Source organism: Streptomyces sp. NPDC111516 (assembly GCF_055635345.1).
In genome coordinates this window covers 65,341-79,248 of record NZ_JBVKBV010000020.1, presented here as the reverse complement: position 1 = coordinate 79,248, position 13,908 = coordinate 65,341, and the positions used below count along the sequence as shown (strand labels likewise).

The following is a 13,908-nucleotide window of genomic DNA, read 5'->3' as shown; positions in this document are numbered from 1 at the left end:
ACTGCCCCGCGGTGACCGTCGCTCAATCGCTTCGCCCAATCCCGCGTCCGTACGCATACCCTTGCCGCACCATCTCGGAGACCCCGGAGTACACGGTGCGATACCACGATTCGTTGATCAGTCTCGTAGGCAATACCCCGCTGGTGAGGCTGCGCAGTGTCACGGCCGGCATCCAGGCGACGGTCCTGGCCAAGGTCGAGTACTTCAACCCCGGCGGTTCGGTCAAGGACCGCATCGCCCTGCGGATGATCGAGGCCGCCGAACAGAGCGGCGAGCTGCAGCCCGGCGGCACGATCGTCGAGCCGACCAGTGGCAACACGGGCGTCGGACTGGCGATCGTCGCCCAGCAGAAGGGGTACAAGTGCATCTTCGTCTGCCCGGACAAGGTGTCCACGGACAAGATCAATGTGCTGCGCGCCTACGGTGCCGAGGTCGTCGTCTGCCCGACGGCCGTTGACCCCGAGCACCCCGACTCGTACTACAACGTCTCGGACCGGCTGGTCCGTGAGACCCCCGGAGCCTGGAAGCCCGACCAGTACTCCAACCCGAACAACCCGCGCTCCCACTACGAGACCACCGGTCCGGAACTGTGGGAGCAGACGGACGGGAAGATCACCCACTTCGTCGCGGGCGTCGGCACCGGCGGCACCATCACCGGCACCGGGCGTTATCTGAAGGAGGTCAGCGGCGGCTCGGTCACGGTCGTCGGCGCGGACCCGGAGGGCTCGGTCTACTCCGGCGGCTCGGGGCGGCCGTACCTCGTCGAGGGCGTCGGCGAGGACTTCTGGCCGAGCGCTTACGACCGTACGGTCACGGACGAGATCGTCGCCGTGTCCGACAAGGACTCCTTCCAGATGACCCGCCGCCTCGCCAAGGAGGAGGGCCTGCTGGTCGGCGGCTCCTGCGGCATGGCCGTCGTCGCCGCCCTGGAGGTCGCGAAGCGACTGGGCCCGGACGACGTGGTCGTGGTCCTGCTGCCCGACAGCGGCCGCGGCTACCTGAGCAAGATCTTCAACGACGAGTGGATGGCCGACTACGGCTTCCTGGAGGACACCGGCACGTCCGCACGCGTCGGGGACGTACTCGACCACAAGGACGGCCCGATCCCGACGCTCGTGCACATGCACCCCGAGGAGACCGTCGGCGAGGCGATCGACGTGCTGCGCGAGTACGGCGTCTCGCAGATGCCGATCGTGAAGCCGGGCGCGGGCCACCCGGACGTGATGGCCGCCGAGGTCATCGGCTCGGTGGTGGAGCGGGAGCTGCTGAACGCGCTGTTCGCCCAGCGCGCCTCGCTCTCCGACCCGCTGGAGAAGCACATGTCGCCGCCGCTGCCGCAGGTCGGCTCCGGTGAACCGGTCGAGGACCTGATGTCGGTGCTCGGCGGCACGAACGCGGCGGACGCGGCGATCGTGCTGGTCGAGGGCAAGCCGAAGGGCGTGGTCAGCAGGCAGGACCTGCTGGCGTTCCTCGCGAAGGACGCGGGGTCCGGCAAGCCGTGACGGTCCGCGGCCCGAGGCGGACTGTGGCGCCGGGCTTCGCCGAAACGGAACGAGCGTGACACGTATACGCAGCACCGGCTTAACACGAGTCCGGCACATTGAGGGGTGTCGGCAGGGAAACCCGCCGGCACCCGGAACGGCGACACGGACTACGGAGCGGCTCCCGGACCTCCACCGTCGCCCGGACACGATGACCGGCCCTGACCCGGACCGTGTCCCCCGCGGGGACCGCCGTCGTCCCGCCCCTGGGAAACCGGGGGTGCGGCGGTCCCCGCGACATGCACCCGCACGGCGCCTCATCCGGCCGGCGCGGCCACCCACTCCGGGTACCGCCCCGCGCCGCCGGATCCAGGAGACACCTGGCGCGCCCCGTGTCCTCGGGCCCGGCCCCGCGGGTCTCAGTCCTCCCAGTCGGACCCCGTGCGCCCGGAACGGCGCTGGAACCAGGGCCAACTGCGGGCGGCGTGCACTGCGTTGACGCCGACGATCCCGAGCCAGACGACGACCAGGCCCCCGGTATGGGCGGCCGCGGCGCCGATCGCCGACAGCGGGATGGCCAGGACCAGCGAGATGATCCCGAAGCCGTAGCGCTCGCCGAAGTTCCCCATGGGCTGCGGTGTACGCGCACCCCTGGCGACGCTCACCTGCTGCTCGGCGAGATGACGCCGGACGCGGCGGTCGAGCGTGGTGTCGAGGCGCTGCTCGACCTTCTCCAGGAACGACTCGACGAGCGCGGACTCGTAATCCGAACCCAGCTCACTACGGGCATGCAGGGTGGCATCGAGCTCGCTCTTCAGCTCAGGGTCACGGGTATCCATGTCGTTCACGGTACGAATCGGGGGCGTCGGGGGCAGTGGGGCTACCCCCCCTCTTTTCCGGCTACCCGCGGGCGGCCGCCGTACCGGTGGTCCCGGCCCCGCTGTCCTCGCCCGCGGTCGCCTGGGCGGGGAGGATCGTGTGCTCCGGAATGTGCGTGGTGTCGCGGCGGGCGATCAGCCAGTACAGCAGCGCAGGTACGACCAGGCCGACCACCCACGAGATGTCGGCGCCGCCCAGCGGAGCGACCAGCGGGCCGGTGTAGAAGTGCGTCGCCAGGAACGGCAGCTGGGCGAGAAGCCCGATCCCGTACACCACCAGCGCGTCCCGGCGCCATGCGCCGTACCGTCCGTGCGGATCGGCGAGGGCGGGGATGTCGTACCGCTCCCGTGAGATCAGGTAGTAGTCGACCAGGTTGATCGCCGACCACGGGGTGAAGAAGGTCAGCAGGAAGAGCAGGAAGTCTTTGAAGGAGGCGAGGAAGCTGTCCTTGCCGAGCAGGGCCACGACGGTGCCGACGACCATGATGCCCGTGATGTAGAGAGCCCGGCCGCGCGGGGAGAGGGTCTTCTGGCCGCGGAAGCCGCTGATGCTGGTCACCAACGACATGAAGCCGCCGTAGGTGTTGAGGACATTGATGGTCAGTTTGCCGAGCGCGATCACGAAGTACAGGAACGAGGCGATGAGGCCGGTCCCGCCCAGGGCGACGACGTAGCTGACCTGGCCCGCCAGGAACGCGTCCCCGGCGGTGGCCGCGACCAGCACGCCGAAGACCATGGACCACTGGGAGCCGAGCGCCGAGCCGGAGAGGGTCCACCAGAAGGTGGCGCGGGCGCTGGTCGTGCGCGGCAGGTAGCGGGAGTAGTCGGCGACGTACGGGCCGAACGCCAGCTGCCAGGACGCGGCGAGCGAGACCGCGAGCAGGAACATCGGCAGATCGAAGGAGCGGTCGGCGAGGACGGCTCCGAGATCGATGCGGTCCAGCAGCCGGATGCCGAGGTAGACGAAGGCGACCGCGCAGATCACGCCGGCGACCCGGCCCAGCATATGGATGACGCGGTAACCGATCGCTGCCATCAGGGCGGTGACCAGCGCGAAGATGACGATGCCGGGCGTCTCGCCGAGGTGGGTGAGCTCCCCGACCGCCTGACCGGCCAGCACGCTGCCGCTGGCGAAGAAGCCGATGTACATCACGATCACCAGGGCCAGCGGGACCACTGCGCCCTTGACCCCGAACTGCGCACGGGACTGGATCATCTGCGGCAGTCCCAGGCGCGGGCCCTGCGCGGAGTGCAGGGCCATCACGGCTCCGCCGAGCAGATTGCCCAGCGCCAGGCCGATGACCGACCAGAACGCGCCGCCGCCGAAGACGACCGCGAGCGCGCCGGTGACGACGGCGGTGATCTGGAGATTCGCGCCGAGCCAGAGCGTGAACTGGCTGAACGCGGTGCCGTGACGTTCGTCGTCCGGCACGACATCGATGGAGCGCTGTTCGAGCAGGCCTGCCATGGGTCGGCTTCCCTTCTTGAGGCTGAGGCTGAGGTCGTGAACTGCCGTAGTGCCGTTCGGGAAGCGCTTGGCCACCGCGCCGAACCGATCATCGGTCGTCCCTTGCCCCGGCTGCATATAGTCATGCAGAGTTCTTCCTTGTTGAATAGGTTGTCAATACTTTGGGGAAAAACACTGGTTCCAGAGGCCCGAAAAGCGAGACGAAGTGCCTGGGTGGGGGGAGTTTGCGCATGATGTCGTCCCACATGGTGGACTCCGGGGACTTCAGGGACTTCGCGGCCGAGGAACTGCCCGACCAGTACACGGGACTTTGGAGGGGGACGGTATGAACGAGAGCAGTCCTGCCGCACGACTGCAGCAGCTCTTCGAGGGGCGCCGGCTGACACCGACACAACGGCGCATCGCGCACTCGATGGTGCGCAGGGCCGGGGACGTGCCGTTTCTGTCGAGTGTGGAGCTGGCCGAACTCGCCGGGGTCAGCCAGCCGTCCGTCACCCGGTTCGCCGTGGCGCTCGGGTTCGACGGCTATCCGGCGCTCCGCAAACACCTGCGGGAGGTCGCCCCCGCCGAGTCCGTACCGGGGGGCGGCGGCGAAGACGACGCGTACAACGAGTACCAGCAGGCCGTCCTCGGCGAGATCGAGAATCTGCGGCAGCTGGCCGAGCTGCTCGCCGACCCCGGACCCGTCGAACGTGCGGGCAGGCTGCTGGCGGCCTCCCGGCCGCTGCCGGTGCTCGGACTGCGGGCCGCCTCCTCGCAGGCGCGCGGGTTCGGCTACTTCGCGGCCAAGGTCCACCCCGATGTCCGGGTGCTCGACGAGGGCGGCAGCATGCTGCACGACCGGATCGACGCCGCGCGGCGGGCGGGCGCCACCGCGCTGATCTGCTTCGCGCTGCCCCGGCACCCGAAGGAGGTCGTGGACGCTCTCGCCTACGCCCGGGAACAGGGCCTGACCGTGGTGGCGGTCGCCGATTCGGCGTTCGCTCCGGTGGCCACCCACAGCGACCTGCTGATCCCGGCCGCCGTCGGCACCGGGCTCGCCTTCGATACCGCGTGTGCGCCGATGCTGCTGGGGCGGGTGCTGCTGGAGGCGATGTGCGACGACCTGCCCGATGCGCAGGCGCGGCTGGAGGAGTTCGACGCGAGGGCCGCGGCGCGAGGGCTGTTCGCCGAGTGACGGCGGTGGCGACGGCCTGATGGTGATCAGGTACTGAGGGCGGCGGCCCCACCAACCTCGACGATTCTCAGACACCGCTCATTTACGGCTATTAATCTCCCGGCCCAGAAGTATCAGAAGGAGCTGTGGAGAGGGGTACGGACGTGGGGCGCGGAGCGCAGTCGTTGGCGAGGGTGGCCGTGATCGTACGGGCCGGAGCCGCACTGCTGTGGTGGCCGGGGCTGCTCGCCGCGGCGATCGGCGCAATGGTGCCGGGGATCGCCGGGCGCCGGATCGGGCTGCTGGCCGGGGCGGCGCTGTTCCTGATCACGGCGGCCGCGGTGGCGCTCGTACGCGGCCGGCGATACGCGGAACTGGCCGGGGGCGCCACCCGCGCCGGGCGGTCCGACTTCCTCCAGGACCGCGCCGTGACCGTACGCAACTGGCGGCGCGGGCACCGGTGGTGGCTGCTCGGGGCGTTCCTGGCGGCGGTGGCGAGCGCGTCCCTGCTGCCCGGGACCGGCGGACTGATGCTCGCGGGCGCGGGGGCCGGACTCTGGATCAAGGCCGTCCGGATCGGGCAGCGCGAGCGCCGGGACGACGCCCTGTACTGGGTGCGGACCGACTGGGTGGAGCACGGGCGGCCCGCGGGCAAGCGGGTGAAGGGGTACCGGACGACCGGGCCGATGGCGGGTGACGCCGCGCCCGGCGGGGCGCGGCGCCGGCGCTGAGGCCGCCGGGTCAGACCTCCAGTTCGGCCTCGATCCGCTTCAGCTGGTGGCGGGCCATCGCCAGGTTGGCGCGGCCCGAGTCCAGCACCAGGTAGAGGAACAGGCCGTTGCTGCCACGGGCCTTGAGCAGCCGGATCAGGTGGTACTGGTTGCCGAGCGTGATCAGGATGTCCTCGATCTCGTCCTGGAGGCCGAGGTGTTCCATGGTGCGGAGCTTTGCGCGTACGACATCGGTGTTGCCGGCGGCCGCGACCTCCAGGTTGAAGTCCTTGCCGCCGCCGAGGGTGCCCAGCGCCATTCCGCTGGTGTAGTCGACGAGGGCGACACCGAGGGTGCCCTCGATGGACGTCATCGCTTCCTTGAGTGACGCTTCGGTGTTCGACATGCGTGCTCGTTTCCTTTCCTGGCCGGCCGGGTCGACCGGATCCTTGGGTTCTTTCCGGGGCATCTGGTGTTACGTGCGGCGCGGCAGCGGGCCGGGCTGCGGGGTGGGCTGTTCGGGGGCGTGGGCCGGGGGTGCCGGGTGTGCGGTGCGTTCCATCGCGGTGTCGATCAGTTCGCCGATGCGGGCTCCTGCCCGGCGACCCTCCAGATGGAGCCTGCCGACGTTGATCCGGTCCTCGGCCAGCAGCGTGAGGACGGCCGAGGAGCCTGCTGCGTACGTCGCGATGTAGCCGGTTGCGCCCCGCACGAGAAGTTCGCGGAAGCCGCCCCGGCCGGTCGCGTCCGCCATCCGGATCGCGACGCCGAGCGCGGCCGCGGTCAGTGCGGCGACGCCCTCCGCCGCCACGCCCGGGGTGTCATGGGCCAGGACGAGGCCGTCGGTGCTGGCCGCCAGGGCGCCGGAGAGGAGCGGGACCCGGGCCCGTAATCCCTGGAGTTCGGCCAGCACATCCTGCGCTTCGGCCTCGGGCACCATCAGCTGTCTCCTCCCGGCACGCTGTCTGAGCGCGCGTATCACAGGGCCTCCAATGCGTCTCGGAGCCGGCGCAGCAGCGCGACGTCGGGGCCGGCCGTGACCTCCGGAAGCGCGATCCGGCCGGGGTCGGCCGCGGCCGGCAGCTCCCGTACCGCTGTGACCAGTCCGGCCGCGGCCAGGCGTCGCAGAGCGACCAGGACATGGAACGCCGGCCTGCCCAGCTCCTGGGCGATGTCCGATGCGGTACGTGCCCCGTCCACGAGATCGAGTACGCGGCGCCGGCCCGGCGGAACGGGTGCGTCGACGGAGCGGTCCGTCCGTACGAGCGGTGCGCTGTCGCCCGCCGCGTCGGGCCAGATCCGCTCCAGCAGCTCCCGGCGCCGGAGCGTCTCGCGCTGCACGGCATCGACGGGGACGGGGCGGACGGGGCCGATCCAGTGGGAGACCCCGTAGCGGAAGCGGGCCGGGGTCCGGGTGGGGGCGAGCGCGAAGAACGCCGCGTCGTACAGCGCGCCCAGGTGGCACAGCTCCAGCGCCCCGCCCGGCACCCGCCCGCTGTCCACCAGATAGCGGCCGACCCGCTGCCCGGCACCTGCCCTGGCTACCGCCTCCCACCAGCCGTCGCGGTGCAGGGCGCCGCCCGCGGTGAGCAGGACGTCGATACCGGGTGTCGCGGGGCTCTCGGCGTGCACCACCTGGCCCTCGGCGAGGTAGAGGGTGCCGCGGTCGCGCATCAGGGCGCCGGTGGCATGCTCGGCGGCGAGGCGCTGCAGCATGGGGGAGAGGGGCGCGACCGGGGCGGGGGCGGTTCTCATGCCAGGACCAGCCGCTGGGCCATCTCGCCCAGCCGTATCCGGGCGAGCGCCAGATTGCCTTCCGCACGATCGAGCCAGAGATGGACGAAGACGCTGCTGTCGAAGGCGGTCTCGACGAAACGGAGGATGTGGTAACCGGCCCGGGTGGTGACGATGACGTCTTCGACCGGGGGTGGCGCTCCCTCGACTGCCCCTTCGGGTAACGCGGTGGGCGGTCCGCCGGCCTCCAGCGCGAAGGCGGGCTGTTCGGCCGCCATCCGTGCGACCTCGGCCGTCTCCGCGGCGGTCGCCTCGTGGTCGCCGTTGGGTGACTCGCCGATGGTGCCGAGGGCGAGGCCGCTCGTCCAGTCGACCACCGCGGCGCCGCGGGCGCCGGGCAGCCTCATGACTTCGAGCAGGCACTCGTCGATTCCGGGCACGCGCACTCCCCTCCCGACGTGGCGTACGGCTGTGACACAGAGGCTACGCAACGTGCCTGCTCCGGGTGGGGGTTCTGGCATTTTCCACAGGTACATGCTCCGGGGGCACGTGGACGGCGCGCGGGGGGTGTGCGCGGGGCGGCCGGGGGTGTCCATTCCGGACAACGGTGCGAGAGAGCTGTTGACTACGACTATTCAGGCCATCAGGATGTGAATAGAAGATTTACAATTCGCGAGGAGGCATCGCCATGTCAGGACCCCGCCCCGTACGGGCACCGCGCGGTACGGAACTGAGCGCCCTGGGATGGCAGCAGGAGGCCGCCCTGCGCATGCTGCAGAACAACCTCGACCCCGAGGTCGCCGAACACCCCGACAAGCTCGTCGTCTACGGCGGCACCGGAAAGGCGGCCCGCGACTGGCGCTCGTTCGATGCCATGGTGCGTACGCTGCGGACGCTCAAGCAGGACGAGACGATGATCGTCCAGTCCGGCCGTCCGGTCGGCGTCATGCAGACGCACGAGTGGGCCCCGCGCGTCCTGATCGCCAACTCCAACCTGGTGGGCGACTGGGCGAACTGGGAGGAGTTCCGGCGCCTGGAGGCGCTCGGGCTCACCATGTACGGCCAGATGACCGCCGGATCGTGGATCTACATCGGCACGCAGGGCATCCTGCAGGGCACCTACGAGACGTTCGCCGCCGTCGCCGCCAAGAAGTTCAACGGGACGCTGGCCGGCACGATCACCCTGACCGCCGGACTCGGCGGCATGGGTGGCGCCCAGCCGCTCGCCGTGACCATGAACGACGGCGTCGCGATCTGTATCGACTGCGACCCGCGCGCCATCGAGCGCCGGATCGAGCACCGCTACCTGGACGTGCGCGCCGACTCCCTGGAGCACGCGCTCCAGCTCGCCACCGAGGCCCGGGACGCCCGCAAGCCGCTCTCCATCGGCCTGCTGGGCAACGCGGCGGAGCTGCTGCCGCGGATGCTCGCCGAGGGCGCGCCGATCGACATCGTCACCGACCAGACCAGCGCGCACGACCCGCTCTCGTACCTTCCGCTCGGCATCGACTTCGACGACATGGCCTCGTACGCCGCCGAGAAGCCCGCCGACTTCACGCAGCGCGCACGCGAGTCGATGGCCAGGCACGTCGAGGCGATGGTCGGCTTCATGGACGCCGGGGCCGAGGTCTTCGACTACGGCAACTCCATCCGCGGCGAGGCGCAACTCGCCGGCTACGACCGGGCGTTCGACTTCCCCGGGTTCGTGCCCGCGTACATCCGCCCGCTCTTCTGCGAGGGCAAGGGGCCGTTCCGCTGGGCGGCGCTCTCCGGCGAGGCGTCCGACATCCACAAGACCGACCGGGCGATGCTCGAACTCTTCCCGGAGAACGAGTCACTGCACCGCTGGATCAAGATGGCCGGTGAACGCGTCCACTTCCAGGGACTGCCCGCCCGGATCTGCTGGCTCGGTTACGGCGAGCGCGACCGGGCCGGCGAGCGGTTCAACGACATGGTGGCCTCCGGCGAGCTGGCCGCCCCGCTGGCCATCGGGCGCGACCACCTGGACTGCGGCTCCGTGGCCTCCCCGTACCGGGAGACCGAGGCCATGCTCGACGGCTCCGACGCGATCGCCGACTGGCCGCTGCTGAACGCCATGGTCAATGTGGCGTCCGGGGCCTCCTGGGTCTCCATCCACCACGGCGGCGGCGTCGGCATGGGGCGCTCCATCCACGCCGGGCAGGTGACCGTCGCCGACGGTACGAAGCTGGCGGGCGAGAAGATCCGCCGGGTGCTCACCAACGACCCGGGCATGGGCGTCATCCGGCACGTCGACGCCGGATACGACATCGCGGAGTCGGTCGCCGCGGACAGGGGCGTCCGCGTGCCGATGACGGAGGGGCAGTGACCGGGGAAAGGAACGGGGCCGGGACCGCCGACCAGGCCGGGAACCACGCCGGAGCCGTCGGCACTGCCGGGGGCGGCGCCGCGACCGGGTCCGGTGCCCGGCCGTCCGGGGGCGGGCACAGCACGCCGTCGTTCCAGGCCATGTGGCGGGAGCTCGCGCCCATCGGCCGGCATCAGGACAGCGGCGGCTACCGCCGCTACGCCTGGACCGGGGCCGACGCCGACTGCCGTACCTGGTTCCGGGCGCAGGCCGAGGCGCGCGGGCTCACCTACGAGGTCGACCGGAACGGCAATCAGTGGGCCTGGCTCGGCGACCCCCTCGCCGGGGACGCCGTCGTCACCGGATCGCACCTCGACTCCGTACCGGACGGCGGCGCCTTCGACGGGCCGCTCGGTGTGGTCTCCTCCTTCGCCGCCCTCGATGAACTCCGTCGCAGGGAAGCGCGGTTCAGCCGGCCGCTGGCCATCAGCAACTTCGGCGACGAGGAGGGGGCCCGCTTCGGGCTCGCCTGTGTGGGCTCCCGGCTCGCCGCCGGGCAGCTGACCGTCGAGGCGGCGCACCGGCTCACCGACGCCGACGGCATCACGCTGCCGCGGGCCATGGAAGCAGCCGGTTACGACCCCGACGCCATCGGCCCCGACCCCGAACGCCTCGCGCGTATCGGCGCGTTCGTGGAACTCCACGTCGAGCAGGGGCGCGCCCTCGACCTCACCGGCGACCCGGTCGGCATCGCTTCCGCGATCTGGCCGCACGGGCGCTGGAGGTTCGACTTCCGGGGCGAGGCCAACCATGCCGGCACCACCCGGCTGGCCGACCGGCGCGACCCGATGCTCACGTACGCCGAGACCGTGCTGGCCGCCCGCCGCGAGGCGGAGCTCGTCGGCGCCCTCGCCACCTTCGGCAAGATCGCCGTCGAGCCGAACGGGGTCAATGCCATCCCCTCCCTCGTCCGTGGCTGGCTCGACTCCCGCGCCGCCGACCAGGACCGCCTCGACGCCGTGGTCGGCGGCATCGAGCGGGCCGCCCGGGAACACGCCGAGCGGGCCGGGATCGACCTCGATGTCGTACGGGAGTCCTTCACGCCCGTCGTGGAGTTCGAGCACGCCCTGCGCGACGAGCTCGGCAAGATCCTGACGGGCCGGGGCGACGCCGACCGCGCCGTACCCGTCCTCGGCACCGGTGCCGGACACGATGCGGGTATTTTGTCCGCTTCGGTCCCGACCGCCATGCTGTTCGTACGGAACCCCACCGGGATCTCGCACTCGCCGGCCGAGCACGCCGCCGAGGACGACTGCGTGGCCGGGGTGACCGCACTCGCCGACGTACTGGAAGGTCTCGCGTGCAGCTGACAACGGAGTCGACGGGCCGGCCCGTCACCGTGACGTACTGGTTGTCCCACGCCTGGCTCGGCACCCATGTCGAGCCGGGCGTCGCCCTGGACGTGTCCGGCGGGATCATCGCGGGCGTCCGCACCGGCGTCGCCACCCCGCCGCCGGGCGCCACCGTGCTGCGCGGGCTCACCCTTCCCGGGCTCGCCAACACCCACTCGCACGCCTTCCACCGGGCCCTGCGCTCCACCGTCCAGGTCGGCTCCGGCACCTTCTGGACCTGGCGCGAGACCATGTATCAGGTCGCTTCCCGGCTCACCCCCGACTCGTACTACGACCTCGCCCGTGCCGTGTATGCCGAGATGGCCCTGGCCGGCATCACCGCGGTCGGCGAATTCCACTATCTGCACCACGCACCGGGCGGCACCCCGTACAGCAACCCCAACGCGATGGGCGAGGCGCTGATCGCGGCCGCGGGCGAGGCCGGTATCCGGATCACGCTGCTGGACACCGCCTACCTCTCCGCCGGATTCGGCCGGCGCCCCACCCAGTACCAGCAGCCCGACCAGCACCAGCTGCGCTTCTCCGACACCACTGCGGATGCCTGGGCCGAACGCGCCTCCCTCCTCAAGAGCAGCGACCACGCCCTGATCGGCGCGGCCATCCACTCCGTGCGCGCCGTCCCCGCCGCGCAGCTCGCCACCGTGGCCGCGTGGGCCGAGGAACGGCAGGCACCGCTCCATGTCCACCTCTCCGAACAGACCGCGGAGAACGACGCCTGCCTCGCCGCCCACGGCTGCACCCCCACCCGGCTCCTCGCCGACCACGGGGTCCTCGGCCCGCGCACCACCGGCATCCACAACACCCACCTCACCGGCGAGGACATCACGCTCCTCGGCTCCTCGGCGACCGGCACCTGCATGTGCCCCACCACGGAACGCGACCTCGCCGACGGAATCGGCCCCGCCCCCGCCCTCCAGCGCGCCGGCTCGCCGCTCTCCCTCGGCAGCGACAGCCACGCCGTGATCGACCTCTTCGAAGAGGCCCGGGCGATGGAGCTCAACGAGCGCCTGCGCACCCGGGCGCGCGGTCACTGGACAGCGGCCGCCCTCCTGCGCGCCGCGACGGTCGACGGACATGCCGCGCTCGGCCGGCCCGAGGCGGGCATTCTCGAACCCGGCGCGCCCGCCGATCTGGCGACCGTCGCCCTGGACTCCGTCAGAACAGCGGGACCGGTACCCCGGCTCGCTGCCGAAACAGCCGTATTCGCCGCCTCCGCAGCCGATGTGCGTCACACGGTCGTAGCAGGCCGGCACATCGTCCGCGACGGGCAGCACACCCTGGTCGGGGACGTCCCCGCAGCGCTCGCCTCGGCCATCGCCGCACTCCACCGCTGACCACCCCACCGCACCGGAGTCGGCCGGTCCCCGGATCCTCGCGGGCGTCGCCCCGCAGGCCCACCGGCGGACCGCCGCCCCGCAAGCCGATATACAAGGAGAGCAGTCTCCCGATGACGACGACCGCCATCACCAACATCGCCAGCCTGGTCACCAACGACCCCTCCCTGCACGCGGATTCCCCCCTGGGCCTGATCCAGGACGCGGCCGTCGTCATCGAGGGCGACCGGGTCGTCTGGACCGGTGAGTCAAGCAAAGCACCCGCCACTGACAACGCCGTCGACGCCGGCGGCCGGGCGGTGATCCCCGGCTTCGTCGACTCCCACTCCCACCTCCTGTTCGCGGGCGACCGCACCGAGGAGTTCAACGCCCGGATGTCCGGCCGCGCCTACAGCGCGGGCGGCATCAGGACCACGGTCGCCGCCACCCGCGCCGCCACCGACGACGAACTCTCCGCCAACGTCGCCCGATACCTCGCCGAGGGGCTGCGCCAGGGCACCACCACCTTCGAGACCAAGTCCGGCTACGGCCTCACCGTCGAGGACGAGGCCCGCGCCCTGCGCATCGCCGCCCAGCACACCGAAGAGGTCACATACCTCGGCGCCCACATCGTCTCCCCGGACTACGCCGACGACCCGGCCGGCTACGTCGACCTGGTCACCGGGGAGATGCTCGACGCCTGTGCCCCGTACGCCCGTTGGGTGGACGTCTTCTGCGAGAAGGGCGCCTTCGACGGCGACCAGGCCCGCGCCATCCTCACCGCCGGCCGGGCCAAGGGCCTGCACCCCCGCGTCCACGCCAACCAGCTCGGCCACGGCCCCGGCGTCCAGCTCGCCGTCGAACTGGATGCCGCCTCCGCCGACCACTGCACCCACCTCACCGACGCGGACATCGATGCCCTGGCCCAGGGCAACACCGTCGCCACCCTGCTCCCCGGTGCCGAGTTCTCCACCCGCGCCACCTGGCCCGACGCCCGCCGCATCCTCGACGCGGGCGCCACCGTCGCGCTTTCCACCGACTGCAACCCGGGCTCGTCGTTCACGTCCTCCATGCCCTTCTGCATCGCCCTCGCCGTACGCGACATGGGCATGACCCCGGACGAGGCCCTCTGGTCCGCCACCGCGGGCGGCGCTGCGGCCCTGCGCCGTACGGACATCGGCCGCATCGCCCCCGGCGCCCGCGCGGACCTGGTTCTCCTCGACGCACCGAGCCATGTCCACCTCGCCTACCGGCCGGGCGTCCCGCTGGTCCACGCGGTCTGGCAGCGCGGCGAACGCGCCGCCTGAACCGGTACGGCGCCGACGTCCCGTGACATGCCGTCACACATGCGGAAGGACCCGCCCGCCGTCCGGGCAGGTCCTTCCGCAAGGGGCTCGCGATGCGCCGGGCGGGTGTTCCGCGGGCGCGCG

The 13,908-nt window shown here is 71.5% G+C and carries 13 protein-coding genes; 7 read left to right on the top strand and 6 right to left on the bottom strand.

Features of this window, described 5'->3' with window-relative positions:
- Positions 1 to 95 precede the first annotated feature (95 nt).
- On the top strand, positions 96 to 1,502 hold the full coding sequence (locus ACZ7L9_RS29230) for a cystathionine beta-synthase (protein WP_471419793.1): 1,407 nt from the start codon (positions 96 to 98) through the stop codon (positions 1,500 to 1,502).
- A 398-nt stretch (positions 1,503 to 1,900) separates the two neighbouring features.
- On the opposite strand, the gene ACZ7L9_RS29225 is transcribed toward ACZ7L9_RS29230, so the two are convergent.
- Both ACZ7L9_RS29225 and ACZ7L9_RS29220 read right to left on the bottom strand, forming a co-directional pair.
- Positions 1,901 to 2,320, bottom strand: a complete 420-nt coding sequence (locus ACZ7L9_RS29225; RefSeq protein WP_471419791.1) for a hypothetical protein — start codon at positions 2,318 to 2,320, stop codon at positions 1,901 to 1,903.
- 61 nt (positions 2,321 to 2,381) lie between these two features.
- The gene (locus ACZ7L9_RS29220; protein ID WP_471419789.1) at positions 2,382 to 3,827 is read right to left on the bottom strand and encodes a purine-cytosine permease family protein; all 1,446 of its coding nucleotides are present in this window, start codon (positions 3,825 to 3,827) and stop codon (positions 2,382 to 2,384) included.
- Between the two features lie 325 nt (positions 3,828 to 4,152).
- On the opposite strand from ACZ7L9_RS29220, the gene ACZ7L9_RS29215 reads away from it, so the two are divergent.
- A complete protein-coding gene (locus tag ACZ7L9_RS29215) occupies positions 4,153 to 5,004 on the top strand; it encodes a MurR/RpiR family transcriptional regulator (protein WP_471419787.1) in 852 nt (283 codons plus the stop codon).
- 173 nt (positions 5,005 to 5,177) lie between these two features.
- Positions 5,178 to 5,714, top strand: coding sequence for a hypothetical protein (locus ACZ7L9_RS29210; protein WP_471419887.1), 537 nt, complete (start codon positions 5,178 to 5,180; stop codon positions 5,712 to 5,714).
- Positions 5,715 to 5,724: 10 nt separating this feature from the next.
- Here ACZ7L9_RS29210 and ACZ7L9_RS29205 read toward each other — a convergent pair whose 3' ends face one another.
- From ACZ7L9_RS29205 to ACZ7L9_RS29190, 4 genes are all read right to left on the bottom strand, one after another.
- A complete protein-coding gene (locus tag ACZ7L9_RS29205) occupies positions 5,725 to 6,099 on the bottom strand; it encodes a hypothetical protein (protein WP_471419785.1) in 375 nt (124 codons plus the stop codon).
- Positions 6,100 to 6,168: 69 nt separating this feature from the next.
- Positions 6,169 to 6,633: a roadblock/LC7 domain-containing protein gene (locus ACZ7L9_RS29200; protein WP_471419783.1), complete on the bottom strand. Its 465-nt coding sequence runs from the start codon at positions 6,631 to 6,633 to the stop codon at positions 6,169 to 6,171.
- Between the two features lie 38 nt (positions 6,634 to 6,671).
- Positions 6,672 to 7,448, bottom strand: coding sequence for a winged helix-turn-helix domain-containing protein (locus ACZ7L9_RS29195; RefSeq protein ID WP_471419781.1), 777 nt, complete (start codon positions 7,446 to 7,448; stop codon positions 6,672 to 6,674).
- Entirely contained in the window at positions 7,445 to 7,867 is a 423-nt protein-coding gene (locus ACZ7L9_RS29190; RefSeq protein ID WP_471419779.1) for a hypothetical protein, read from the bottom strand. The genes ACZ7L9_RS29195 and ACZ7L9_RS29190 overlap by 4 nt, the downstream gene beginning before the upstream one ends.
- A gap of 248 nt (positions 7,868 to 8,115) precedes the next feature.
- Between ACZ7L9_RS29190 and hutU the strand changes: the two genes are divergently transcribed.
- The 4 genes from hutU (at position 8,116) to hutI (ending at position 13,785) form a co-directional block, all read left to right on the top strand.
- The gene (gene hutU / locus ACZ7L9_RS29185; protein ID WP_471419777.1) at positions 8,116 to 9,774 is read left to right on the top strand and encodes a urocanate hydratase; all 1,659 of its coding nucleotides are present in this window, start codon (positions 8,116 to 8,118) and stop codon (positions 9,772 to 9,774) included.
- Between the two features lie 140 nt (positions 9,775 to 9,914).
- Positions 9,915 to 11,123 carry an allantoate amidohydrolase gene (locus tag ACZ7L9_RS29180; RefSeq protein WP_471419885.1) on the top strand — a complete coding sequence of 403 codons (1,209 nt, stop codon included), beginning with the start codon at positions 9,915 to 9,917 and terminating at the stop codon, positions 11,121 to 11,123.
- Positions 11,114 to 12,499: a formimidoylglutamate deiminase gene (locus ACZ7L9_RS29175; RefSeq protein ID WP_471419775.1), complete on the top strand. Its 1,386-nt coding sequence runs from the start codon at positions 11,114 to 11,116 to the stop codon at positions 12,497 to 12,499. Before ACZ7L9_RS29180 ends, ACZ7L9_RS29175 begins: the two co-directional genes overlap by 10 nt.
- A gap of 113 nt (positions 12,500 to 12,612) precedes the next feature.
- Entirely contained in the window at positions 12,613 to 13,785 is a 1,173-nt protein-coding gene (gene hutI / locus ACZ7L9_RS29170) for an imidazolonepropionase (RefSeq protein ID WP_471419773.1), read from the top strand.
- Positions 13,786 to 13,908 lie beyond the last annotated feature (123 nt).

Excerpts from the sequence above, each read along its gene's own strand:
- ACZ7L9_RS29225 (WP_471419791.1), bottom strand. The coding sequence starts at position 2,320 with ATGGATACCCGTGACCCTGAGCTGAAGAGCGAGCTCGATGCCACCCTG.
- ACZ7L9_RS29220 (WP_471419789.1), bottom strand. The coding sequence starts at position 3,827 with ATGGCAGGCCTGCTCGAACAGCGCTCCATCGATGTCGTGCCGGACGAC.
- ACZ7L9_RS29215 (WP_471419787.1), top strand. The coding sequence starts at position 4,153 with ATGAACGAGAGCAGTCCTGCCGCACGACTGCAGCAGCTCTTCGAGGGG.
- ACZ7L9_RS29205 (WP_471419785.1), bottom strand. The coding sequence starts at position 6,099 with ATGTCGAACACCGAAGCGTCACTCAAGGAAGCGATGACGTCCATCGAG.
- ACZ7L9_RS29200 (WP_471419783.1), bottom strand. The coding sequence starts at position 6,633 with ATGGTGCCCGAGGCCGAAGCGCAGGATGTGCTGGCCGAACTCCAGGGA.
- ACZ7L9_RS29195 (WP_471419781.1), bottom strand. The coding sequence starts at position 7,448 with ATGAGAACCGCCCCCGCCCCGGTCGCGCCCCTCTCCCCCATGCTGCAG.
- hutU (WP_471419777.1), top strand. The coding sequence starts at position 8,116 with ATGTCAGGACCCCGCCCCGTACGGGCACCGCGCGGTACGGAACTGAGC.
- ACZ7L9_RS29180 (WP_471419885.1), top strand. The coding sequence starts at position 9,915 with ATGTGGCGGGAGCTCGCGCCCATCGGCCGGCATCAGGACAGCGGCGGC.
- hutI (WP_471419773.1), top strand. The coding sequence starts at position 12,613 with ATGACGACGACCGCCATCACCAACATCGCCAGCCTGGTCACCAACGAC.